Origin of the sequence: Bacillus sp. FSL H8-0534 (genome assembly GCF_038005885.1) — a bacterium.
GTDB lineage: Bacteria > Bacillota > Bacilli > Bacillales > Bacillaceae_G > Bacillus_A > Bacillus_A pseudomycoides.
Genome location: NZ_JBBOUC010000001.1, coordinates 2976204 through 2997482, shown reverse-complemented (window position 1 = coordinate 2997482; position 21279 = coordinate 2976204). Strand labels below are relative to the sequence as shown.

Below are 21279 nucleotides of genomic sequence, written 5' to 3'. Positions count from 1 at the left end.
ATTCAACGTAAAATAAATGTATGCATAAACCGCTTTATTTGTCGCTTATGGAAGTGTGGAGAGGGAGAATGCCTCTCCCTTTCGTTGGGCGCTCGTTTTACATAATGAGGGTACTGGACACTGGCATATGTAACAATATAAAGTGGCTTTTTTGCTACTTAAAATAAAATAATCCAATCCATATATGGAAGGAGCAAGACACCAAATGACAAGAGAGTTCTCTTTAGAAAACACTCGTAATATTGGTATCATGGCTCACATCGATGCTGGTAAAACAACAGCAACTGAGCGTATTCTGTATTACACAGGACGTATTCATAAAATCGGTGAAACTCATGAAGGTGCATCTCAGATGGACTGGATGGAGCAAGAGCAAGAGCGTGGTATCACAATTACTTCTGCTGCAACTACAGCTCAATGGAAAGGTCACCGTGTAAATATCATTGACACTCCAGGACACGTAGACTTCACAGTAGAAGTAGAACGTTCTTTACGCGTACTTGATGGTGCGGTAGCAGTACTTGATGCACAATCTGGTGTAGAACCACAAACAGAAACTGTTTGGCGTCAGGCTACTACTTACGGCGTACCTCGTATCGTATTCGTTAACAAAATGGATAAGATCGGTGCAGATTTCTTATACTCTGTAGGAACAATCCACGATCGTTTACAAGCAAACGCACATCCAATTCAGTTACCAATCGGTGCTGAGGACGAGTTCAATGGTATCATTGACCTTGTTGAAGAGTGTGCTTACATGTACGGTAACGATTTAGGAACAGACATCGAGCGTGTTGAAATTCCTGAAGAGCACAAAGAACTAGCTGAAGAATACCGTGGAAAACTTATTGAAGCGGTAGCTGAGCTTGATGAAGAAATGATGATGAAGTACCTAGAAGGTGAAGAAATTACTGTAGAAGAGCTTAAAGCTGGTATCCGTAAGGCTACAACTTCTGTTGAATTCTTCCCAGTAATCTGTGGTTCTGCATTCAAAAATAAAGGTGTTCAGATTCTGTTAGACGCAGTTATTGACTACTTACCATCTCCATTAGATGTACCTGCTATTAAAGGTACTCTTCCGGATACAGATGAAGCTGTAGAACGTAAGTCTAGCGATGAAGAGCCATTCGCAGCTCTAGCATTCAAAATCATGACTGACCCTTATGTTGGTAAATTAACGTTCTTCCGTGTATATTCTGGTGTGTTAAACTCTGGATCATACGTGAAAAACTCAACTAAAGGTAAGCGTGAGCGTGTAGGACGTATCCTACAAATGCACGCTAACAGCCGTGAAGAGATTTCAACAGTTTACGCTGGTGATATCGCTGCTGCTGTTGGTTTAAAAGATACTACTACTGGTGATACTCTTTGTGACGAGAAGAGCCTTGTTATCCTTGAGTCTATGGAATTCCCAGAGCCAGTTATCTCTGTAGCTATCGAACCAAAATCTAAAGCTGACCAAGATAAAATGGGTACAGCATTATCTAAGCTTTCTGAAGAAGATCCAACATTCCGTGCTCACACTGACCAAGAAACTGGCCAAACAATCATCGCTGGTATGGGTGAACTTCACCTTGATATCATCGTTGACCGTATGCGTCGTGAATTCAAAGTGGAAGCAAACGTTGGTGCTCCTCAGGTAGCATACCGTGAGACTTTCCGTGCTGCTGCGAAAGTTGAAGGTAAGTTCGCTCGTCAATCTGGTGGTCGTGGACAATTCGGTCACGTTTGGATTGAGTTTGAACCTAATGAAGAAGGTAAAGGATTCGAATTCCAAAACAAGATCGTCGGTGGTGTAGTTCCACGTGAATACATCCCAGCTGTTGGAGCAGGTCTTGAAGATGCACTTAAAAATGGTGTACTAGCTGGTTATCCACTAGTTGACATTAAAGCTGCATTAGTTGATGGATCTTACCATGATGTTGACTCCTCTGAGATGGCGTTCAAAATCGCTGCATCTATGGCGCTTAAAGCTGCGGTTTCTAAATGTAGCCCAGTAATTCTTGAGCCAATGATGAAAGTTGAAGTTGTAATTCCTGAAGAGTACATGGGTGACATTATGGGTGACGTAACATCTCGTCGTGGACGTGTAGAAGGTATGGAAGCTCGCGGTAACGCACAAGTTGTTCGCGCTATGGTTCCACTTTCTGAAATGTTCGGTTATGCAACGTCATTACGTTCTAACACGCAAGGACGCGGAACATTCTCAATGACATTTGATCATTATGAAGAAGTACCGAAGTCTGTTTCAGAAGAAATTATCAAAAAAAATAAAGGTGAATAATTGATTTTTATCGATTGTTCAAGTATAACTACTTATGTAAGCTTAGAAAGTGGGACTTAAGTTTCACTTTCTAGTCTAAATATAAAATAACCTATATAAACTAAGGAGGAATTTAGAATGGCTAAAGCTAAATTCGAACGTTCTAAACCCCATGTTAACATCGGTACAATCGGCCACGTTGACCATGGTAAAACTACATTAACTGCTGCGATCACTACAGTTCTTGCAAAAGCTGGTGGTGCTGAAGCACGCGGATACGACCAAATCGATGCTGCTCCAGAAGAAAGAGAGCGCGGTATCACAATCTCAACTGCACACGTTGAGTACGAAACTGAAACTCGTCACTATGCACACGTTGACTGCCCAGGTCACGCTGACTATGTTAAAAACATGATCACTGGTGCTGCTCAAATGGACGGCGGTATCTTAGTAGTATCTGCTGCTGATGGCCCAATGCCTCAAACACGTGAGCACATCCTTCTTTCTCGTCAAGTAGGTGTTCCTTACATCGTTGTATTCTTAAACAAATGCGACATGGTAGACGACGAAGAATTATTAGAATTAGTAGAAATGGAAGTTCGCGACCTATTATCTGAATACGGATTCCCAGGCGACGATATTCCTGTAGTTAAAGGTTCTGCTCTTAAAGCTCTTCAAGGAGAAGCTGAGTGGGAAGAAAAAATCATCGAATTAATGGCTGAAGTTGATGCTTACATCCCAACTCCAGAACGTGAAACTGACAAACCATTCTTAATGCCTATCGAGGATGTATTCTCTATCACAGGTCGTGGTACAGTTGCAACTGGACGTGTAGAGCGTGGAGTAGTTAAAGTTGGTGACGTAGTAGAAATCATCGGTCTTGCTGAAGAGAACGCTTCTACAACTGTAACTGGTGTAGAAATGTTCCGTAAACTTCTTGACCAAGCTCAAGCTGGAGACAACATTGGTGCTCTACTTCGTGGGGTTGCTCGTGAAGACATCCAACGTGGACAAGTTCTTGCTAAAAGCGGTTCTGTAAAAGCTCATGCTAAATTCAAAGCTGAAGTTTTCGTATTATCTAAAGAAGAAGGTGGACGTCACACTCCATTCTTCGCTAACTACCGTCCGCAATTCTATTTCCGTACAACTGACGTAACTGGTATCATCCAATTACCAGAAGGTACTGAAATGGTAATGCCTGGTGACAACATCGAAATGACTATCGAACTTATCGCTCCAATCGCAATCGAAGAGGGAACTAAATTCTCTATTCGTGAAGGTGGACGTACAGTAGGTTACGGTGTAGTTGCTACAATCGTTGCTGAATAATCTTTAAATAGATTATTAAAAACTCAAGGGAGAATCCCTTGAGTTTTTTTATTGCTTGTTTATATAGAAGAAAGAGGTGCATTTTCTATTTTTGAATGAGTTTCTTCTATAGTATATAAAACGAAAGTAACGACCAAAAATTGCAAGTTAAATGAGAGTAGATGAAAACTTGAAATTCTTTAAAGTGCCATGTATAATAGCAAAAGTAGAGAAAAGTAGATGCAAACAAAAAGATGCTTGCATCTAGACGAATAACATTGTATAATAGACAATGTTGGTCTTTGACTGCGATGAAGTGGAAGGTTGCTGACACACCCGGCCGCTTTGCCATGGCATGGTGTGGGGAAATTTCCATGGAGAAGGTCTATTTTAGAAATAGGCGAACGAAGGAGGGAAAATAATGGCAAAAGAAAAAATTCGTATCCGTTTAAAAGCTTACGATCACCGTATTCTTGATCAGTCAGCTGAGAAAATTGTAGAAACAGCTAAGCGTTCTGGGGCAACAGTTTCTGGTCCGATCCCATTACCAACTGAAAAAACTGTTTACACAATTCTTCGTGCTGTTCATAAGTACAAAGATTCTCGTGAGCAATTCGAAATGCGCACGCACAAACGTCTAATCGACATCGTGAGTCCTACTCCGCAAACAGTAGATTCATTAATGCGTTTAGATTTACCATCTGGTGTAGATATCGAAATCAAACTATAATTTATATAACTTAAAAATGTAGGAGGTGTAACTCATGACCAAAGGAATCTTAGGAAGAAAGATCGGTATGACTCAAGTATTTGCTGAAAACGGTGAGTTAATCCCAGTAACAGTAATCGCTGCGACTCCAAACGTTGTTCTTCAAAAGAAAACAACAGAAACTGACGGCTATAATGCAATTCAGTTAGGATTTGACGATAAACGTGAAAAGTTAACTAACAAACCTGAACAAGGCCACACTGCTAAAGCATCTACTACTCCTAAGCGCTTCATTCGCGAAATCCGCGATGCAGACGTGGACGGATTAGAGGTTGGTCAAGAGGTAAAAGTTGAAGTTTTCACTGCAGGTGAAATCGTTGACGTAACAGGAATTTCTAAAGGTAAAGGTTTCCAAGGTGTTATTAAACGCCACGGACAATCTCGCGGACCTATGTCTCATGGTTCTCGCTATCACCGTCGTCCTGGTTCAATGGGCCCAGTTGCTCCGAACCGTGTATTCAAAGGTAAAAAACTTGCTGGACGTATGGGTGGAGACCAAGTTACAATCCAAAACTTAGAAATCGTTCAAGTTGACGCTGAGCGCAACTTATTACTAGTAAAAGGTAACGTTCCAGGTGCTAAGAAATCTCTTGTAGTTGTTCAAGGCGCTGTGAAGGTTAGTAAATAATTCACAATAGGAAGGAGGAATTCCAATGCCAAAAGTTACTGTATATAACCAAACTGGTTCACAGGTTGGTGAAATCGAATTAGCTGAAGCTATTTTCGGTATCGAACCAAATGAAGCTGTACTTTTCGAAGCTGTAATGATGCAACGTGCATCTTTACGTCAAGGTACACACAAAGTAAAAACTCGCTCTGAAGTGCGCGGTGGTGGTCGTAAACCATGGCGTCAAAAAGGAACTGGACGTGCTCGTCAAGGTTCTATCCGCTCTCCTCAATGGCGTGGTGGTGGTACGGTATTCGGACCTACACCAAGAAGCTATGCTTACAAACTTCCTAAGAAAGTTCGTCGCTTAGCTATTAAATCTGCATTAGCTACTAAAGTAGTTGAGAACAACATTGTAGTTCTTGAAGACCTAGTGTTAAATGCACCGAAAACAAAAGACATGGTAGCAGTACTTAAAGGATTAACTGTAGAGAAGAAAGCTCTTATCGTAACTGCTGATGCAAACGAAGCTGTAGAGTTATCTGCTCGCAATATCCCTGGAGTAACAGTAATCACTGCTGATGGCGTAAACGTTTTAGACGTGCTTCATCATGATAAGCTAATCATGACAAAAGCGGCAGTGGAAAAAGTAGAGGAGGTGCTTGCATAATGAGAGATCCTCGTGATATCATTAAGCGCCCAGTTATCACTGAACGTTCTATGGAAATGATGGCTGAAAAAAAATACACGTTCGATGTGGACGTTAAATCTAATAAAACAGAAGTTAAAGACGCTGTAGAAGCGATCTTTGGTGTTAATGTAGAGAAAGTAAACATCATGAACTACAAGCCGAAAGCAAAACGCGTTGGTCGTCACGCTGGTTTTACTAACCGTCGTCGTAAAGCAATCGTTAAGCTAACTGCTGACAGCAAAGAAATCGAAATCTTCCAAGGTGTTTAATTCTTACTAAAGAAGGAGGGAAATTGAGATGGCAATTAAAAAGTATAATCCAACTACTAATGGTCGTCGTAACATGACTACGAATGATTTCGCTGAAATTACGACTGACAGACCGGAAAAGTCTTTACTTGCGCCTTTAAGCAAAAAGGCTGGTCGTAATAACCAAGGTAAAATTACTGTACGTCACCAAGGTGGCGGACATAAGCGTCAATACCGTATCATCGACTTTAAACGTAACAAAGATGGAATTCCAGGACGCGTTGCTACGATCGAATACGATCCAAACCGCTCTGCGAATATCGCATTAATTAACTACGTTGACGGTGAAAAACGTTACATCCTTGCTCCTAAAAACTTAGAAGTAGGTATGGAAGTTATGTCTGGCGCTGAAGCTGACATTAAAATCGGTAACGCATTACCATTAATCAACATTCCAGTAGGTACTGTTGTTCATAACATCGAGCTTAAGCCTGGTCGTGGCGGACAATTAGTTCGTTCTGCTGGTACATCTGCTCAAGTACTTGGTAAAGAAGGAAAATACGTACTTGTACGCTTAACTTCTGGTGAAGTGCGTTTAGTATTATCTGCTTGCCGCGCTACAGTTGGTCAAGTAGGTAACGAACAACATGAACTTATCAAAATCGGTAAAGCGGGTCGCTCTCGCTGGTTAGGTAAGCGCCCAACAGTTCGTGGTTCTGTAATGAACCCAGTTGATCACCCACACGGTGGTGGTGAAGGACGCTCTCCAATCGGACGTAAGTCTCCAATGTCTCCATGGGGTAAACCAACTCTTGGATTCAAGACTCGTAAGAAAAATAAAGCGTCTGATAAATTTATCGTTCGTCGTCGTAAAAAATAATGGGATTGTAGTACGGTTCATTTCTAGAACCGTACGCCAATCACGAAGGGAGGCACCACAATGGCTCGTAGCTTAAAAAAAGGACCATTTGTCGATGATCACTTAATGAGCAAAATGGAAAAATTAGTTGCATCTGAGCAAAAACAAGTTGTTAAAACTTGGTCTCGCCGTTCAACAATCTTCCCTCAGTTCATCGGTCATACAATTGCTGTATATGATGGTCGTAAACACGTACCTGTGTACATCACTGAGGATATGGTTGGCCATAAGTTAGGTGAATTCGCACCAACTCGTACGTACAAAGGTCACCTTGCTGACGATAAGAAAACTAGAAGATAATGAGAGGAGGCACTTCAATGCAAGCTAAAGCAGTAGCGAGAACAGTTCGTATTGCTCCTCGTAAAGTTCGTTTAGTTGTAGACTTAATCCGAGGTAAGCAAGTGGGTGAAGCGATTGCTATCCTTAACCACACACCAAAAACTGCTTCTCCAGTTGTAGAGAAAGTTTTAAAATCTGCAATCGCAAATGCAGAGCACAATTACGAAATGGACATTAACAACCTAGTTGTTGAAACAGTTTTCGTTGACGAAGGTCCAACGTTGAAACGTTTCCGTCCACGTGCAATGGGTCGTGCAAGCCAAATTAACAAACGCACAAGCCACATTACAGTTGTGGTATCAGAAAAGAAGGAGGGATAATCGATGGGTCAGAAGGTTAATCCAATTGGTCTTCGTGTCGGTGTTATCCGTGACTGGGAATCTCGTTGGTTCGCTGAAAAAGATTACGCTACATTATTACATGAAGACATCAAAATCCGTGAGTACATTACTGTACGCTTAAAAGATTCTGCTGTTGCTAAAGTAGAGATCGAACGTGCAGCAAATCGTGTAAATGTTACAATTCACACTGCAAAACCTGGTATGGTAATTGGTAAAGGTGGTACAGAAGTTGAAGCACTTCGTAAAGCTCTTAACCAATTAACAGGCAAGCGTGTACACATCAACATCTTAGAAGTTAAGAGAGCTGATCTTAACGCTAAATTAGTAGGCGAAAACATCGCTCGTCAATTAGAAAACCGTGTATCTTTCCGTCGTGCACAGAAGCAAGTAATTCAACGTGCTATGCGTGCAGGAGCTAAAGGTATTAAAACACAGGTTTCTGGTCGTCTTGGCGGAGCTGATATCGCTCGTGCAGAATCTTACAGTGAAGGAACTGTTCCACTTCATACACTTCGCGCTGATATTGACTATGCAGCAGTTGAAGCTGATACAACATACGGTAAATTAGGCGTAAAAGTATGGATCTACCGTGGAGAAGTCCTTCCTACAAAAAAGAAAGCTTCTGAGGAAGGAGGAAAATAATATGTTAATGCCTAAACGCGTAAAATATCGTAGAGAGCATCGTGGTAAAATGCGTGGTCGTGCAAAAGGTGGAGCTGAAATTGCTTTCGGTGAATTCGGTTTACAAGCACAAGCTGCTTCATGGATTACAAACCGTCAAATCGAAGCTGCTCGTCGTGCAATGACTCGTTACATGAAACGTGGCGGTAAAGTATGGATTAAAATTTTCCCTTCTAAGCCTTACACTGCAAAACCTCTAGAAGTACGTATGGGTTCCGGTAAAGGGGCACCAGAAGGCTGGGTAGCAGTAGTAAAACCTGGGAAAATTATGTTCGAAATCGCGGGTGTATCTGAAGAGGTAGCACGCGAAGCATTACGTCTTGCAGCTCACAAATTACCAGTGAAATGTAAATTCGTAAAACGTGAAGAAAATGGTGGTGAATCTAATGAAAACTAATGATATTCGTGAATTAACCACTGCCGAAATCGAAACAAAAGTTAAAGCTTTAAAGGAAGAGTTGTTTAATCTTCGCTTCCAACTTGCTACAGGACAATTAGAGAATCCAACTCGCATCCGTGAAGTGCGTAAAGCGATCGCTCGTATGAAAACTGTAGTTCGTGAAAGAGAGATCGGAATTAATCGATAAATTGAGGGGAGGTTTGCATAGTGAGCGAACGTAACCAACGCAAAGTTTATACTGGTCGTGTAGTGTCTGACAAAATGGACAAAACGATTACAGTTTTAGTTGAAACTTACAAAACTCATTCCTTGTACGGAAAACGTGTTAAGTATTCTAAAAAGTACAAAGCCCATGATGAGCAAAACCAAGCAAAAATTGGCGATATCGTAAAAATCATGGAAACTCGCCCGCTTTCTGCTACTAAGCGTTTCCGTTTAGTTGAAATCGTTGAAGAAGCGGTTATTATCTAAATAGACGAATCGGAATTTTTAGTCCGAAGGGAGGTTTCATAACATGATCCAACAAGAATCTCGTTTGAAAGTTGCTGACAATTCTGGTGCACGTGAACTTTTAACAATTAAGGTATTAGGCGGCTCTGGTCGTAAATATGCTAACATTGGTGATATTATCGTTGCTACGGTAAAACAAGCAACACCAGGTGGCGTTGTTAAAAAAGGTGACGTTGTTAAGGCAGTAGTGGTACGTACGAAGAGCGGAGCTCGTCGTCCGGACGGTTCTTATATTAAATTTGATGAAAACGCAGCGGTTATCATTAAAGACGATAAGAGCCCACGTGGTACTCGTATCTTTGGACCAGTAGCTCGTGAATTACGTGATAGCAACTTCATGAAGATCGTTTCTTTAGCTCCAGAAGTTCTATAATTTAAGGTATTGCCTTGCTAAGGAGGTGCAGAATTAAGATGCATGTAAAAAAAGGTGATAAAGTACAGGTAATCACTGGTAAAGACAAAGGAAAACAAGGTGTTATCCTTGTGGCTTTCCCAAAGCAAAACCGTGTTATCGTTGAGGGTGTTAACATCGTTAAGAAACACTCTAAGCCATCTCAATTAAATCCACAAGGTGGAATTATTACGAAAGAAGCACCTATTCACGTTTCTAATGTTATGGTATTAGATCCGAAAACAGGCGAACCTACTCGTGTAGGCTTCAAAGTAGAAGATGGTAAAAAAGTTCGTATTGCAAAAAAATCTGGTGAATTATTAGATAAATAATTTTCTTAAGAAAGGAGGTCACTTCATTGAATCGCCTTAAAGAGAAGTTCCAAAAGGAAATTACTCCTGCTCTAGTGAGCAAGTTTAACTATAAATCTGTGATGGAAGTACCGAAAATCGAAAAGATCGTAATCAACACTGGTGTTGGTGACGCGGTATCTAACTCAAAAGCTTTAGACAATGCAGTAGAAGAATTAACGCATATCGCAGGTCAAAAACCTGTTGTAACTCGCGCTAAAAAATCAATCGCTGGTTTCCGTCTTCGTGAAGGTATGCCAATCGGTGCAAAAGTAACTTTACGCGGTGAGCAAATGTATGAGTTCTTCGACAAATTAGTATCAGTTTCTTTACCACGTGTGCGTGATTTCCGTGGTGTTTCTAAGAAATCATTCGACGGTCGTGGTAACTACACATTAGGTGTTAAAGAGCAACTAATTTTCCCTGAGATTGATTATGATAAAGTAAGTAAAGTCCGCGGTATGGACATCGTAATCGTTACTACAGCGAAAACTGATGAAGAAGCTCGTGAACTTTTAACACAATTCGGTATGCCATTCCAAAAATAATGGAAGCCAACGCTAAGTAGAGGAGGCGAAAACGTGGCTAAAAAATCTATGATCGCGAAACAAAAGCGTACTCCTAAGTTTAAAGTACAAGAGTATACACGTTGCGAACGCTGCGGTCGTCCGCATTCTGTATACCGCAAATTTAAACTTTGCCGTATTTGTTTCCGTGAACTTGCATATAAAGGTCAAATTCCTGGTGTTAAAAAAGCTAGTTGGTAAAACCCACAAATGGGAAGGAGGTAAAACACATGGTGATGACAGATCCAATTGCAGACATGCTTACTCGCATCCGTAATGCGAACATGGTACGTCATGAGAAATTAGAGGTTCCTGCTTCTAAAATCAAAAAAGAGATCGCTGAACTTTTAAAACGTGAAGGTTTCATTCGTGATGTAGAATACATCGAGGATAACAAACAAGGTATCCTTCGTATTTTCCTGAAATATGGTGCAAACAATGAACGTGTAATCACTGGATTAAAACGTATCAGTAAACCTGGCTTACGCGTTTACGCTAAAGCTGACGAAGTACCACGTGTACTTAACGGATTAGGTATCGCTCTTGTTTCTACATCTAAGGGAGTAATGACAGACAAAGATGCTCGTCAATTACAAACTGGTGGAGAAGTAGTAGCATACGTTTGGTAATATATATTTAAAACGAACGGAGGTGTGACCACATGTCTCGTATTGGTAAAAAGATTCTTGAAATCCCTGCAGGTGTTACTATCACAGTTGCAGAAGACAATACTGTAACAGTAAAAGGCCCTAAAGGTGAATTAACTCGTACTTTCAATGCTGATATGTCTATCAAAATTGAAGAAAATACACTAACAGTTGAGCGTCCATCTGAACAGAAGGAACACCGTGCATTACACGGTACAACTCGTGCTTTAATCGGAAACATGGTTGAAGGTGTAACTACAGGTTTCGCACGCGGACTTGAATTAGTCGGTGTTGGTTACCGTGCTCAAAAACAAGGTGATAAACTTGTATTAAGCGTAGGTTATTCTCATCCAGTAGAAATGACTCCGGAAGCAGGACTTGAAGTTGAAGTACCTGCACCAACTAAAATCGTAATTAAAGGTATCGACAAGCAACGTGTTGGCGAATTTGCTGCTAACATCCGTGCTGTACGTGCTCCAGAGCCATATAAAGGCAAAGGTATTCGTTACGAAGGCGAAGTTGTTCGTCGTAAAGAAGGTAAAACTGCTAAGTAAACCCGTTAGGTGAGAGAAAGGAGTGACAAGAATGATCACTAAAGCTGATAAAAATGCGACTCGTAAGAAAAGACATGCACGTGTACGTGCAAAACTTACTGGTACTGCAGAACGTCCACGTTTAAATGTGTTCCGTTCTAACCAACATATTTACGCTCAAGTTATTGATGATGTAAATGGTGTAACATTAGTAAGTGCATCTACTCTTGATAAAGACCTTGCTCTTAACGGTACTAGCAATATTGAAGCTGCTACGAAAGTTGGAGAATCAGTTGCTAAGCGTGCTGTAGAGAAAGGCGTTAAAGAAGTAGTATTTGATCGCGGTGGTTACTTATACCATGGCCGTGTTAAAGCTCTAGCTGAAGCTGCTCGTGAGGCTGGATTACAATTTTAATGGTCAAAGGAGGGAAAATTGATGCATCGCATTGACCCAAGTAAATTAGAACTTGAAGAACGTGTAGTTACGATAAATCGTGTTGCGAAAGTTGTTAAGGGTGGTCGTCGTTTCCGCTTTGCTGCACTAGTTGTAGTTGGCGATAAAAACGGTCATGTTGGATTCGGTACGGGTAAAGCACAAGAGGTACCAGACGCAATTCGCAAAGCTATCGAAGACGCTAAGAAAAACTTAATCACAGTACCATTAGTTGGTACAACAATTCCACACACAATCAACGGTCATTTTGGAGCTGGTGAAGTATTCTTAAAACCTGCTGCTGAAGGTACTGGAGTTATTGCTGGTGGACCAGTTCGTGCGGTACTTGAATTAGCTGGTGTACAAGATATTCTTTCGAAATCTCTTGGTTCTAACACACCAATTAACATGATTCGCGCTACTGTGAACGGATTAAGCGAGCTTAAGCGCGCTGAAGATGTTGCAAAATTACGCGGTAAATCTGTAGAAGAGCTACTAGGTTAAGAAGGAGGGAAAACAAATGGCGAAAAAGTTAGAAATTACCCTCACTCGTAGTGTAATTGGTCGTCCACAAGATCAACGTGCGACGGTAGAAGCTTTAGGTCTTAAAAAGTTGAATTCAACTGTAGTTAAGGAAGAAACTCCTGCTATTCTTGGTATGATCAACAAAGTTTCTCACCTTGTAACTGTAAAAGAAGCTTAAGGATAACTCATTAATATAAGGAGGTGCCTGGGAATGAAACTTCATGAATTAAAACCTGCAGAAGGTTCTCGTAAAGTACGTAACCGTGTCGGTCGTGGTATCGGTTCTGGTAACGGTAAAACTGCTGGTAAAGGTCATAAAGGACAAAACGCACGTTCTGGTGGCGGTGTTCGTCTTGGCTTCGAAGGTGGTCAAACTCCATTATTCCGTCGTTTACCAAAACGCGGCTTCACAAACATTAACCGTAAAGAGTTTACTATCGTAAACTTAGCAACGTTAAATCGTTTTGAAGATGGTACAGAAGTAACACCTGAATTATTGCTGGAAACTGGCGTTATCAGCAAATTAAACGACGGTGTTAAAGTTCTTGCAAGCGGAGCTGTAGAGAAAAAATTAACTGTTAAAGCGCACAAGTTCTCTTCAAGTGCTAAAGAAGCAATTGAAGCAGCTGGTGGATCAGTTGAGGTGATCTAATGTTTCGTACAATCTCCAACTTTATGCGCGTTGCTGAGATAAGACGTAAAATATTATTCACTTTAGCGATGCTAATCGTATTCAGGATTGGCACGTTTATCCCAGTGCCATTTACAAATGGAGACGTACTGAAAGCACAAGATCAGTTAAATGCTTTAGGCATCCTAAATACATTTGGCGGTGGCGCGTTGAAAAACTTCTCCATCTTTGCGATGGGAATCATGCCGTATATTACAGCATCCATCATCGTGCAATTATTGCAGATGGATGTTGTTCCTAAATTTTCGGAATGGTCGAAGCAAGGCGAAATGGGCCGTCGTAAACTAACGCAATTCACGCGTTATTTTACAATTGTTCTTGCGTTTATTCAGGGGTTTGGTATGTCAATCGGTTTTAACGGTATGGTAGGTGGACAGTTAATTTTGAATCCAGGTTGGAGCACTTATTTATACATTGCTACGGTACTGACTGCTGGTACTGCATTTTTAATGTGGTTAGGTGAACAGATTACAGCTAAAGGTGTAGGTAATGGTATTTCCATCCTGATCTTTGGTGGTATTGCCGCAGCGATCCCAAGTGTAATATCTCAAGTGTATCAACAACAGTTTCAAAATGCCGGAGATCAATTGTTCATGAGTATTGTTAAAGTTGTATTGATTTTACTAGCTGTGTTAGCAGTTGTTGTTGGTGTTATTTTCATTCAACAAGCTGTTAGAAAGATCCCAATTCAATATGCGAAGCGTGTAACAGGAGGAAATGGTAATCATGCTGGAGCACAAAACACACATTTACCGCTTAAGGTAAATAGTGCGGGTGTTATTCCAGTAATTTTTGCTGTTTCATTCTTGATTACACCTCCAACTATTGCACAGTTCTTCCCGAAACATGACGTATCGCAGTGGATTATTGCAAACTTTAACTATTCCCACCCAGTGGGAATGATAATATATGTAGCGCTCATTGTAGCCTTCGCATACTTCTATGCATTTGTTCAGGTTAATCCAGAGCAAATGTCAGAAAACCTAAACAAGCAAGGTGGATATGTTCCAGGTATTCGTCCGGGTAAGAATACAGAACAATATCTAACAAAAATCTTGTATCGTTTGACCTTTGTAGGATCTATTTTCCTAGCAGCGATTGCAATTCTTCCAGTTATCTTTACGAAATTGGGAAATCTTCCTCCATCTGCACAGATCGGTGGAACGAGTATGTTAATCGTTGTCGGCGTTGCTTTAGAAACAATGAAGCAGCTAGAAAGCCAACTGGTAAAACGCCATTACAAAGGGTTTATCAAGCAGTGAGTAAGTGGGAAGAATTGTCTTCCCTACATGCTCATGTATTGAGGGGGAACAAGGATGAACTTAATTTTAATGGGGCTTCCTGGTGCTGGTAAAGGTACACAAGCCGAACAGATTGTTGCCAAGTATAACATCCCTCACATCTCAACAGGAGATATGTTCCGTGCAGCTATGAAGGCTGAAACTGAACTTGGTTTACAAGCAAAGTCCTTTATTGATAAAGGTGCGCTTGTTCCAGATGAAGTTACAATCGGAATTGTTCGTGAACGTTTAAGTCAAGAAGACTGTGTAAAAGGCTTCTTACTAGATGGTTTCCCACGAACAGTTGCACAGGCATCTGCACTTGAAGAGATTATGAAAGATCTTGGCAAAAAAATCGACTATGTTTTAAACATTAATGTGGATTCAGGATTGCTATTAAAACGTCTTACAGGCCGTCGTATTTGTAAAGAGTGCGGTGCGACTTACCACTTAGAATTCAATCCGCCAGCAAAAGCTGACGTGTGCGATAAATGTGGTGGCGAATTATATCAACGCTCTGATGACAATGAAGAAACTGTAGCGAATCGTTTAGAGGTAAATATTAAGCAAACAAAACCTTTGCTTGATTTCTATGAAGAGCTTGGTTACTTACAAAGCATTAATGGTGAGCAAGATATCAATAAGGTATTTGCTGATATTGATGTTCTCATTGGAGACTTAGCGTAATGATCATTTGCAAAACTCCTCGCGAGATAGAAATCATGCGAGAAGCTGGCAAGATCGTTGCTTTAACTCATCAAGAGTTGAAAAAGCATATTACTCCAGGAATTACAACGAAAGAGCTCGATCAAATAGCGGAAAAGACGATTCGAAAATATGGTGCTACGCCATCTTTTAAAGGATACAACGGATTTCCGGGAAGCATCTGTGCTTCTGTAAATGAAGAGCTTGTACATGGGATTCCAGGTAAGCGCAAGCTCCAAGAAGGTGATATCATCAGTATCGATATTGGTGCGAAATACAATGGGTACCATGGAGATTCTGCGTGGACGTATCCAGTAGGAAACATTTCTGAATCTGTTCAAAAGCTACTTGATGTCACAGAAAAATCGTTGTATCTTGGTCTAGAACAAATAAAACCAGGCGTGAGATTATCAAATGTTTCACATGCAGTTCAAACGTATGCTGAAGATAATGGATTCTCGATCGTTAGGGAGTATGTTGGTCACGGAATCGGGCAAGACTTACATGAGGACCCTCAGATCCCGCACTACGGTCCACCAAATAAAGGTCCTAGATTAAAGCCGGGAATGGTCATCTGTGTCGAACCGATGGTGAACCAAGGAAGACGATATGTAAAAACACTATCTGATGACTGGACAGTGGTAACGGTAGATGGTAAATGGTGTGCACATTTTGAGCACACGATTGCTCTTACAGAAGCAGGATACGAAATCCTTACCACTTTATAAGTAGCTGGCTCTCCGGGATTTCAGAGCAGTGTAAAATGTTACTGATTTGAAGAAGGGAGAACTATTGAATGGCTAAAGATGATGTAATTGAAGTCGAAGGTACCGTTCTTGAAACGTTGCCAAATGCTATGTTCAAAGTAGAATTAGAGAATGGGCATGTCGTATTGGCTCACGTTTCTGGTAAAATCCGTATGAACTTCATTCGGATTTTACCAGGAGACAAAGTTACGGTAGAATTATCTCCGTACGATTTAAATCGTGGTCGTATTACGTACCGTTTTAAATAATATAGCACTCCGTAATCTTTAAGGAGGTTCGAGACATGAAAGTAAGACCGTCAGTTAAACCAATCTGCGAAAAATGTAAAGTTATTCGTAGACGTGGAAAAGTAATGGTTATTTGTGAAAACCCTAAACATAAACAAAAACAAGGTTAATCAGAAGGAGGTGCATTCGGAATGGCACGTATCGCAGGTGTAGATATTCCTCGTGACAAGCGCGTTGTTATTTCTTTAACTTACGTATTCGGCATTGGTCGCACAACTGCTGAAAAAATTCTTGCTGAAGCTGGTGTTTCTGAAGAAACACGAGTTCGTGATTTAACGGAAGACGAATTAGGACGTATCCGTGACATCGTAGACCGCGTTAAAGTTGAGGGAGACCTTCGTCGTGAAGTTTCTCTTAACATTAAACGTCTAATGGAGATCGGTTCTTACCGTGGTCTTCGTCACCGTCGTGGTTTACCAGTTCGTGGTCAAAATTCTAAAAATAATGCTCGTACGCGTAAAGGTCCACGTCGTACAGTAGCAAATAAAAAGAAATAATAAGTAAAGGAGGTTGAACTAACAATGGCACGTAAAACAAACACTCGTAAAAAACGTGTGAAAAAGAATATTGAAGCTGGTATTGCTCATATTCGTTCTACTTTCAACAACACAATCGTAACACTTACAGATACTCACGGTAACGCACTTTCTTGGTCTAGTGCTGGTGCACTTGGTTTCCGTGGATCTCGTAAATCTACTCCATTCGCTGCGCAAATGGCTGCTGAAACTGCTGCTAAAGTTGCAATGGAGCATGGTTTAAAAACTTTAGAGGTTACTGTAAAAGGTCCTGGTGCTGGTCGTGAAGCTGCAATTCGTGCTCTTCAAGCTGCAGGTCTAGAAGTAACAGCAATCAGAGATGTTACTCCAGTTCCTCATAATGGATGTCGTCCGCCAAAACGTCGTCGTGTTTAATTTTTCTGTATAGAATTTTCCCTTTTGTCTATAATGGATATGATGCATTATCGAGAAATTTCGTACAGAAACATCGCTTGTTGTGCACAATCGGGAACTGCCTAAGGGGGACTTTCGGTTAGACAGAGGTTTTTTCCTTTGTTTAGCCGAGGTTTCGACGTTTTGAAGGAGGGTTTAGTTAATGATTGAAATTGAAAAACCGAAAATCGAAACGGTTGAACTTAACGAAGATGCTAAATATGGTAAATTCGTGATTGAACCGCTTGAGCGTGGATATGGTACTACTTTGGGTAACTCCTTACGTCGTATTCTTTTATCCTCACTCCCTGGTGCCGCTGTAACTGCTATCCAAATTGATGGCGTATTACACGAATTTTCAACAGTTGAGGGCGTAGTAGAGGACGTTACGACGATCATCTTAAACTTGAAAAAGTTAGCTCTTAAAATCTACTCTGAAGAAGAGAAGACGTTGGAAATCGATGTACAGGGCGAAGGTATTGTCACAGCTGCTGATATTACTCACGATAGTGATGTTGAAATCTTAAATCCAGATTTATACATTGCGACGTTAGCAAAAGATGCGCATTTCCGCGTGCGTTTAACTGCAAAGCGTGGCCGTGGGTATACGCCAGCTGATGCAAATAAAAGCGAAGATCAACCAATAGGAGTTATTCCTATTGATTCTATTTATACTCCAGTATCACGTGTGACTTACCAAGTGGAAAAGACACGTGTCGGACAAGTGGCAAATTATGATAAGCTTACGCTTGATGTATGGACGGATGGAAGCATCGGGCCAAAAGAAGCTATCTCTTTAGGTGCCAAAATCTTAACTGAGCATTTAAATATCTTCGTTGGTTTAACTGATGAAGCACAAAATGCTGAGATTATGGTCGAGAAGGAAGAAGATCAAAAAGAAAAAGTTCTAGAAATGACTATTGAAGAACTTGATCTTTCTGTTCGTTCTTATAATTGCTTAAAACGTGCAGGAATTAATACTGTACAAGAGCTTGCGAACAAAACAGAAGAAGATATGATGAAAGTTCGTAACTTAGGACGTAAATCCTTAGAAGAAGTTAAGCATAAGCTTGAGGAATTAGGTTTAGGCTTACGTAAAGACGACTGAGGATTTAATCTCATCAACAAAGGAGGGAACTACGAATGGCATACAGAAAATTAGGCCGTACAAGTGCGCAACGTAAAGCTATGTTACGTGACTTAGCTACAGATTTAATTATCAACGAGCGCATCCAAACGACAGAAACTCGTGCAAAAGAACTTCGTTCTGTAGTGGAAAAAATGATCACTTTAGGTAAACGCGGAGATCTTCATGCTCGCCGTCAAGCTGCATCTTTCATCCGCAATGAAGTTGCTAATGCTGAGACTGGTCAAGATGCACTTCAAAAATTATTCGCTGATGTAGCTCCACGCTATGCTGAGCGTCAAGGCGGATACACTCGTATTGCAAAAATTGGTCCACGTCGCGGAGACGCAGCACCAATGGTAATTATCGAGTTAGTATAATGATAATTAAAAGGGCAGGACAGTTCTTTTCAAGTAACTGGTCGTGGCCCTTTTTTTTTAAATATAGAAAATAGGCTAACTTGATGAAGTAATGAGAGAGGGTGCCTTGCATTGAAAAAAGAGAAACTTCGCACGCAAAATATATCATTTCAATATCCCGGGGCAACTTCTTATGCGCTAAAAGACGTATCATTCTCTTTATATGAGGGAGAATGGGTTTCTGTAATTGGACAAAATGGTTCAGGAAAGTCTACACTTGCAAAATTATTAAATGGTTTATTTTTACCGGAATCAGGCACGATTGTTGTAAATGATACAATGACTTTATCTGAAGAAACGGTATGGGATATTCGAAAGCAAATAGGTATGGTATTTCAAAATCCAGATAATCAATTTGTCGGGACCACAGTGCAGGATGATGTTGTATTTGGTCTTGAAAATATCGGGATGCCTCGGGAACAGATGGTAGAACGGATGAATCAAGCGCTGCAGATGGTCCGAATGGAAGAGTTTCTTAATGAAGAGCCTCATTCGTTATCTGGTGGACAAAAGCAACGTGTTGCAATTGCAGGTGTGCTAGCATTGCAACCATCTATTTTAATATTGGATGAAGCAACATCGATGTTAGATCCACAAGGACGACGTGAAGTAATTGAAACGGTGAGGAAGCTTGTGGATACAAAAGGTATTACCGTGTTATCGATTACGCATGATTTGGAAGAAGCTGCACAGTCAGACCGTGTTATCATTTTGAATCAGGGAGAAATATTAGAGGTAGGTACGCCAGAGCAAATTTTCAAGTCCTCTCATATGCTTAGGGAAATCGGATTAGATGTACCATTCTCAGTGAAAATAGCAGAATTATTAAAAAGAAATGAAATTCCACTGCAAAATACGCATCTTACAATGGAAAGCTTGGTGAACGAACTTTGGAGATTACATTCCAAACAGTAGAGCATCGTTATCAATATAAAACTCCATTTGAAAGACGCGCGCTTTATGATGTAAACGTGTCGTTTCCAAGTGGGGGGTATTATGCCATTATCGGTCATACTGGTTCCGGCAAATCGACGATGATTCAACATTTAAATGGTTTATTGCAGCCGACAAATGGCACGGTCCAAATTGGGGAGCATTTGATTTCCTCACAAAAGAAAGAAAAGAAATTAAAGCCGCTACGAAAAAAAGTAGGGGTTGTCTTTCAATTTCCAGAGCATCAGTTATTTGAAGAAACAGTTGAGAAAGATATTTGTTTTGGACCCTCAAATTTCGGAGTATCGGAAGAAGAGGCAAGACAAAAGGCGAGGGATGCAATTGAGATTGTAGGATTGGATCCAGAGCTATTAGCGCGTTCGCCGTTTGAGTTAAGTGGTGGACAAATGAGACGTGTTGCAATAGCAGGCGTACTTGCGATGGAACCGGAAGTGCTTGTATTAGATGAACCCACAGCAGGGCTTGATCCTAAAGGACAGCATGAGCTTATGGAGATGTTTTATAAGCTTCATAAGGAACAGGGGCTTACAGTAATCCTTGTTACCCATAACATGGAGGATGCTGCTAAATATGCGGATCAAATTGTGGTTATGCATAAAGGAACGGTCTTTTTGCAAGGAACAGCAGAGGAAGTATTTTTACATGCAGATGAGTTAGAACAAATCGGCGTGGATCTTCCAATGTCTTTAAAGTATAAACGTGCAATTGAAGAGAAGTTTGGTATTTCGATTCCGAAGGCTACCTTATCTTTAGAGGATCTTACTCATGAAGTTGTACAGGTGTTACGAAAAGGTGGTCATGAATCATGCAGCAGTTGATTATTGGGAGATATATTCCAGGTAGGTCACTCATTCATCAACTTGATCCACGTGCGAAGCTGTTGATTGTCTTTTTATATGTATTTGTTGTCTTTTTAGCAAATAATGCGATTTCATATGGACTTTTATTTTTATATGCACTCATTGCTTTATTTTTTGCAAAAGTGCCGATTCGTTATGTACTTTCGGGCTTAAAACCAATCTTATGGATTTTTCTGTTTACCTTTTTTCTGCATATTTTTACAAATAAAGAAGGGGATGTACTGCTTGAGCTTGGTTGGTTTTCGATACATGAAAAGGGATTAGAGCAAGGGATATATATTTCTATACGCTTCTTTGTCATTATTTTAATGACGACATTATTAACGTTAACAACAACACCAATTGAAATTACTGATGGTATGGAAACATTGTTAAAGCCATTAAAGCGTATAAAGGTTCCTGTTCATGAAATTGCATTGATGATGTCTATTTCTCTTCGTTTTATTCCAACATTAATGGATGAGACGAGTAAAATTATGAAAGCACAAGCATCCCGTGGTATTGATTTTTCTGGTGGGCCGATAAAGGATCGATTAAAGGCGGTTATTTCTTTGCTTGTACCGCTTTTTATTAGTGCTTTTAAGCGTGCTGAGGACTTAGCGATTGCAATGGAAGCGCGTGGGTATCAAAGTGGTGAAGGACGTTCTAAATTTAGGCAGCTACGCTGGAAAACAAGCGATACGTTAACGATAGTAAGTTTACTTTGTTTAGCATGTATTCTAGCATGGGTGCGATCGTAA

Annotated in this window: 35 protein-coding genes; all 35 read left to right on the top strand. The window is 40.6% G+C overall.

Annotation, left to right across the window (positions count from 1 at the left end; translation table 11 throughout):
- Window positions 1-205: 205 nt before the first annotated feature.
- Window positions 206-2284, top strand: a complete 2079-nt coding sequence (fusA, locus tag MHH71_RS15360) for an elongation factor G (protein WP_018767347.1) — start codon at window positions 206-208, stop codon at window positions 2282-2284.
- A gap of 117 nt (window positions 2285-2401) precedes the next feature.
- Complete coding sequence (gene tuf / locus MHH71_RS15355) at window positions 2402-3592, top strand: elongation factor Tu (RefSeq protein WP_003205504.1); 1191 nt, start codon at window positions 2402-2404, stop codon at window positions 3590-3592.
- Between the two features lie 400 nt (window positions 3593-3992).
- Window positions 3993-4301: a 30S ribosomal protein S10 gene (rpsJ, locus tag MHH71_RS15350; RefSeq protein ID WP_001040596.1), complete on the top strand. Its 309-nt coding sequence runs from the start codon at window positions 3993-3995 to the stop codon at window positions 4299-4301.
- A gap of 34 nt (window positions 4302-4335) precedes the next feature.
- The gene (gene rplC, locus MHH71_RS15345) at window positions 4336-4968 is read left to right on the top strand and encodes a 50S ribosomal protein L3 (RefSeq protein WP_003194350.1); all 633 of its coding nucleotides are present in this window, start codon (window positions 4336-4338) and stop codon (window positions 4966-4968) included.
- Window positions 4969-4993: 25 nt separating this feature from the next.
- Window positions 4994-5617 (top strand): 50S ribosomal protein L4, encoded by a 624-nt coding sequence (gene rplD / locus MHH71_RS15340; protein WP_003194351.1) that lies wholly within the window; start codon window positions 4994-4996, stop codon window positions 5615-5617.
- Entirely contained in the window at window positions 5617-5907 is a 291-nt protein-coding gene (gene rplW, locus MHH71_RS15335) for a 50S ribosomal protein L23 (RefSeq protein WP_006093110.1), read from the top strand. The genes rplD and rplW overlap by 1 nt, the downstream gene beginning before the upstream one ends.
- 28 nt (window positions 5908-5935) lie before the next feature.
- Window positions 5936-6766 (top strand): 50S ribosomal protein L2, encoded by an 831-nt coding sequence (gene rplB, locus MHH71_RS15330; protein WP_006093109.1) that lies wholly within the window; start codon window positions 5936-5938, stop codon window positions 6764-6766.
- A gap of 60 nt (window positions 6767-6826) precedes the next feature.
- Window positions 6827-7105, top strand: a complete 279-nt coding sequence (gene rpsS / locus MHH71_RS15325) for a 30S ribosomal protein S19 (protein ID WP_000124454.1) — start codon at window positions 6827-6829, stop codon at window positions 7103-7105.
- Window positions 7106-7122: 17 nt separating this feature from the next.
- A complete protein-coding gene (rplV, locus tag MHH71_RS15320; RefSeq protein ID WP_003194358.1) occupies window positions 7123-7464 on the top strand; it encodes a 50S ribosomal protein L22 in 342 nt (113 codons plus the stop codon).
- A gap of 3 nt (window positions 7465-7467) precedes the next feature.
- Window positions 7468-8127 carry a 30S ribosomal protein S3 gene (rpsC, locus tag MHH71_RS15315; RefSeq protein ID WP_000529958.1) on the top strand — a complete coding sequence of 220 codons (660 nt, stop codon included), beginning with the start codon at window positions 7468-7470 and terminating at the stop codon, window positions 8125-8127.
- A gap of 1 nt (window position 8128) precedes the next feature.
- Window positions 8129-8563, top strand: coding sequence for a 50S ribosomal protein L16 (gene rplP, locus MHH71_RS15310; RefSeq protein WP_016116953.1), 435 nt, complete (start codon window positions 8129-8131; stop codon window positions 8561-8563).
- Window positions 8553-8753 (top strand): 50S ribosomal protein L29, encoded by a 201-nt coding sequence (rpmC, locus tag MHH71_RS15305; protein ID WP_000855718.1) that lies wholly within the window; start codon window positions 8553-8555, stop codon window positions 8751-8753. Before rplP ends, rpmC begins: the two co-directional genes overlap by 11 nt.
- 20 nt (window positions 8754-8773) lie before the next feature.
- Window positions 8774-9037, top strand: a complete 264-nt coding sequence (rpsQ, locus tag MHH71_RS15300) for a 30S ribosomal protein S17 (protein ID WP_016116954.1) — start codon at window positions 8774-8776, stop codon at window positions 9035-9037.
- A gap of 43 nt (window positions 9038-9080) precedes the next feature.
- Entirely contained in the window at window positions 9081-9449 is a 369-nt protein-coding gene (gene rplN, locus MHH71_RS15295; protein ID WP_000615912.1) for a 50S ribosomal protein L14, read from the top strand.
- 38 nt (window positions 9450-9487) lie between these two features.
- Window positions 9488-9799: a 50S ribosomal protein L24 gene (gene rplX / locus MHH71_RS15290; RefSeq protein ID WP_000558201.1), complete on the top strand. Its 312-nt coding sequence runs from the start codon at window positions 9488-9490 to the stop codon at window positions 9797-9799.
- 26 nt (window positions 9800-9825) lie between these two features.
- A complete protein-coding gene (gene rplE / locus MHH71_RS15285; protein WP_018767345.1) occupies window positions 9826-10365 on the top strand; it encodes a 50S ribosomal protein L5 in 540 nt (179 codons plus the stop codon).
- Window positions 10366-10398: 33 nt separating this feature from the next.
- The gene (gene rpsN, locus MHH71_RS15280) at window positions 10399-10584 is read left to right on the top strand and encodes a 30S ribosomal protein S14 (protein ID WP_001085700.1); all 186 of its coding nucleotides are present in this window, start codon (window positions 10399-10401) and stop codon (window positions 10582-10584) included.
- Window positions 10585-10613: 29 nt separating this feature from the next.
- Window positions 10614-11012: a 30S ribosomal protein S8 gene (gene rpsH, locus MHH71_RS15275; RefSeq protein WP_000245511.1), complete on the top strand. Its 399-nt coding sequence runs from the start codon at window positions 10614-10616 to the stop codon at window positions 11010-11012.
- Window positions 11013-11044: 32 nt separating this feature from the next.
- The gene (rplF, locus tag MHH71_RS15270; RefSeq protein ID WP_003194369.1) at window positions 11045-11584 is read left to right on the top strand and encodes a 50S ribosomal protein L6; all 540 of its coding nucleotides are present in this window, start codon (window positions 11045-11047) and stop codon (window positions 11582-11584) included.
- Between the two features lie 31 nt (window positions 11585-11615).
- Window positions 11616-11978: a 50S ribosomal protein L18 gene (gene rplR / locus MHH71_RS15265; RefSeq protein WP_000628816.1), complete on the top strand. Its 363-nt coding sequence runs from the start codon at window positions 11616-11618 to the stop codon at window positions 11976-11978.
- A gap of 21 nt (window positions 11979-11999) precedes the next feature.
- Window positions 12000-12500 (top strand): 30S ribosomal protein S5, encoded by a 501-nt coding sequence (gene rpsE, locus MHH71_RS15260; RefSeq protein ID WP_003194373.1) that lies wholly within the window; start codon window positions 12000-12002, stop codon window positions 12498-12500.
- Window positions 12501-12516: 16 nt separating this feature from the next.
- Window positions 12517-12699: a 50S ribosomal protein L30 gene (gene rpmD / locus MHH71_RS15255; RefSeq protein ID WP_001085234.1), complete on the top strand. Its 183-nt coding sequence runs from the start codon at window positions 12517-12519 to the stop codon at window positions 12697-12699.
- A 33-nt stretch (window positions 12700-12732) separates the two neighbouring features.
- Entirely contained in the window at window positions 12733-13173 is a 441-nt protein-coding gene (gene rplO, locus MHH71_RS15250) for a 50S ribosomal protein L15 (protein WP_006093108.1), read from the top strand.
- Window positions 13173-14474, top strand: a complete 1302-nt coding sequence (secY, locus tag MHH71_RS15245; RefSeq protein WP_018767343.1) for a preprotein translocase subunit SecY — start codon at window positions 13173-13175, stop codon at window positions 14472-14474. Before rplO ends, secY begins: the two co-directional genes overlap by 1 nt.
- Window positions 14475-14528: 54 nt before the next feature.
- Window positions 14529-15179, top strand: a complete 651-nt coding sequence (locus tag MHH71_RS15240; RefSeq protein ID WP_003194378.1) for an adenylate kinase — start codon at window positions 14529-14531, stop codon at window positions 15177-15179.
- Window positions 15179-15925, top strand: a complete 747-nt coding sequence (gene map, locus MHH71_RS15235; protein ID WP_018767342.1) for a type I methionyl aminopeptidase — start codon at window positions 15179-15181, stop codon at window positions 15923-15925. Before MHH71_RS15240 ends, map begins: the two co-directional genes overlap by 1 nt.
- Window positions 15926-15993: 68 nt before the next feature.
- A complete protein-coding gene (infA, locus tag MHH71_RS15230; RefSeq protein ID WP_001029884.1) occupies window positions 15994-16212 on the top strand; it encodes a translation initiation factor IF-1 in 219 nt (72 codons plus the stop codon).
- A 35-nt stretch (window positions 16213-16247) separates the two neighbouring features.
- Window positions 16248-16361, top strand: coding sequence for a 50S ribosomal protein L36 (rpmJ, locus tag MHH71_RS15225; RefSeq protein ID WP_000868344.1), 114 nt, complete (start codon window positions 16248-16250; stop codon window positions 16359-16361).
- Between the two features lie 21 nt (window positions 16362-16382).
- Window positions 16383-16748 carry a 30S ribosomal protein S13 gene (gene rpsM, locus MHH71_RS15220; RefSeq protein ID WP_003194382.1) on the top strand — a complete coding sequence of 122 codons (366 nt, stop codon included), beginning with the start codon at window positions 16383-16385 and terminating at the stop codon, window positions 16746-16748.
- Between the two features lie 24 nt (window positions 16749-16772).
- The gene (gene rpsK, locus MHH71_RS15215; protein WP_003194384.1) at window positions 16773-17162 is read left to right on the top strand and encodes a 30S ribosomal protein S11; all 390 of its coding nucleotides are present in this window, start codon (window positions 16773-16775) and stop codon (window positions 17160-17162) included.
- Between the two features lie 181 nt (window positions 17163-17343).
- Window positions 17344-18288, top strand: coding sequence for a DNA-directed RNA polymerase subunit alpha (locus MHH71_RS15210; RefSeq protein WP_000569645.1), 945 nt, complete (start codon window positions 17344-17346; stop codon window positions 18286-18288).
- 35 nt (window positions 18289-18323) lie between these two features.
- Window positions 18324-18686, top strand: a complete 363-nt coding sequence (rplQ, locus tag MHH71_RS15205) for a 50S ribosomal protein L17 (RefSeq protein ID WP_000331491.1) — start codon at window positions 18324-18326, stop codon at window positions 18684-18686.
- A 111-nt stretch (window positions 18687-18797) separates the two neighbouring features.
- A complete protein-coding gene (locus tag MHH71_RS15200) occupies window positions 18798-19640 on the top strand; it encodes an energy-coupling factor ABC transporter ATP-binding protein (protein WP_003194387.1) in 843 nt (280 codons plus the stop codon).
- Entirely contained in the window at window positions 19616-20497 is an 882-nt protein-coding gene (locus tag MHH71_RS15195; RefSeq protein ID WP_018767976.1) for an energy-coupling factor ABC transporter ATP-binding protein, read from the top strand. The genes MHH71_RS15200 and MHH71_RS15195 overlap by 25 nt, the downstream gene beginning before the upstream one ends.
- The gene (locus tag MHH71_RS15190) at window positions 20485-21279 is read left to right on the top strand and encodes an energy-coupling factor transporter transmembrane component T family protein (protein ID WP_018783616.1); all 795 of its coding nucleotides are present in this window, start codon (window positions 20485-20487) and stop codon (window positions 21277-21279) included. Before MHH71_RS15195 ends, MHH71_RS15190 begins: the two co-directional genes overlap by 13 nt.

Excerpts from the sequence above, each read along its gene's own strand:
- fusA (WP_018767347.1), top strand. The coding sequence starts at position 206 with ATGACAAGAGAGTTCTCTTTAGAAAACACTCGTAATATTGGTATCATG.
- tuf (WP_003205504.1), top strand. The coding sequence starts at position 2,402 with ATGGCTAAAGCTAAATTCGAACGTTCTAAACCCCATGTTAACATCGGT.
- rpsJ (WP_001040596.1), top strand. The coding sequence starts at position 3,993 with ATGGCAAAAGAAAAAATTCGTATCCGTTTAAAAGCTTACGATCACCGT.
- rplC (WP_003194350.1), top strand. The coding sequence starts at position 4,336 with ATGACCAAAGGAATCTTAGGAAGAAAGATCGGTATGACTCAAGTATTT.
- rplD (WP_003194351.1), top strand. The coding sequence starts at position 4,994 with ATGCCAAAAGTTACTGTATATAACCAAACTGGTTCACAGGTTGGTGAA.
- rplW (WP_006093110.1), top strand. The coding sequence starts at position 5,617 with ATGAGAGATCCTCGTGATATCATTAAGCGCCCAGTTATCACTGAACGT.
- rplB (WP_006093109.1), top strand. The coding sequence starts at position 5,936 with ATGGCAATTAAAAAGTATAATCCAACTACTAATGGTCGTCGTAACATG.
- rpsS (WP_000124454.1), top strand. The coding sequence starts at position 6,827 with ATGGCTCGTAGCTTAAAAAAAGGACCATTTGTCGATGATCACTTAATG.
- rplV (WP_003194358.1), top strand. The coding sequence starts at position 7,123 with ATGCAAGCTAAAGCAGTAGCGAGAACAGTTCGTATTGCTCCTCGTAAA.
- rpsC (WP_000529958.1), top strand. The coding sequence starts at position 7,468 with ATGGGTCAGAAGGTTAATCCAATTGGTCTTCGTGTCGGTGTTATCCGT.
- rplP (WP_016116953.1), top strand. The coding sequence starts at position 8,129 with ATGTTAATGCCTAAACGCGTAAAATATCGTAGAGAGCATCGTGGTAAA.
- rpmC (WP_000855718.1), top strand. The coding sequence starts at position 8,553 with ATGAAAACTAATGATATTCGTGAATTAACCACTGCCGAAATCGAAACA.
- rplN (WP_000615912.1), top strand. The coding sequence starts at position 9,081 with ATGATCCAACAAGAATCTCGTTTGAAAGTTGCTGACAATTCTGGTGCA.
- rplX (WP_000558201.1), top strand. The coding sequence starts at position 9,488 with ATGCATGTAAAAAAAGGTGATAAAGTACAGGTAATCACTGGTAAAGAC.
- rpsH (WP_000245511.1), top strand. The coding sequence starts at position 10,614 with ATGGTGATGACAGATCCAATTGCAGACATGCTTACTCGCATCCGTAAT.
- rplF (WP_003194369.1), top strand. The coding sequence starts at position 11,045 with ATGTCTCGTATTGGTAAAAAGATTCTTGAAATCCCTGCAGGTGTTACT.
- rplR (WP_000628816.1), top strand. The coding sequence starts at position 11,616 with ATGATCACTAAAGCTGATAAAAATGCGACTCGTAAGAAAAGACATGCA.
- rpsE (WP_003194373.1), top strand. The coding sequence starts at position 12,000 with ATGCATCGCATTGACCCAAGTAAATTAGAACTTGAAGAACGTGTAGTT.
- rpmD (WP_001085234.1), top strand. The coding sequence starts at position 12,517 with ATGGCGAAAAAGTTAGAAATTACCCTCACTCGTAGTGTAATTGGTCGT.
- rplO (WP_006093108.1), top strand. The coding sequence starts at position 12,733 with ATGAAACTTCATGAATTAAAACCTGCAGAAGGTTCTCGTAAAGTACGT.
- secY (WP_018767343.1), top strand. The coding sequence starts at position 13,173 with ATGTTTCGTACAATCTCCAACTTTATGCGCGTTGCTGAGATAAGACGT.
- MHH71_RS15240 (WP_003194378.1), top strand. The coding sequence starts at position 14,529 with ATGAACTTAATTTTAATGGGGCTTCCTGGTGCTGGTAAAGGTACACAA.
- map (WP_018767342.1), top strand. The coding sequence starts at position 15,179 with ATGATCATTTGCAAAACTCCTCGCGAGATAGAAATCATGCGAGAAGCT.
- infA (WP_001029884.1), top strand. The coding sequence starts at position 15,994 with ATGGCTAAAGATGATGTAATTGAAGTCGAAGGTACCGTTCTTGAAACG.
- rpmJ (WP_000868344.1), top strand. The coding sequence starts at position 16,248 with ATGAAAGTAAGACCGTCAGTTAAACCAATCTGCGAAAAATGTAAAGTT.
- rpsM (WP_003194382.1), top strand. The coding sequence starts at position 16,383 with ATGGCACGTATCGCAGGTGTAGATATTCCTCGTGACAAGCGCGTTGTT.
- rpsK (WP_003194384.1), top strand. The coding sequence starts at position 16,773 with ATGGCACGTAAAACAAACACTCGTAAAAAACGTGTGAAAAAGAATATT.
- MHH71_RS15210 (WP_000569645.1), top strand. The coding sequence starts at position 17,344 with ATGATTGAAATTGAAAAACCGAAAATCGAAACGGTTGAACTTAACGAA.
- rplQ (WP_000331491.1), top strand. The coding sequence starts at position 18,324 with ATGGCATACAGAAAATTAGGCCGTACAAGTGCGCAACGTAAAGCTATG.
- MHH71_RS15190 (WP_018783616.1), top strand. The coding sequence starts at position 20,485 with ATGCAGCAGTTGATTATTGGGAGATATATTCCAGGTAGGTCACTCATT.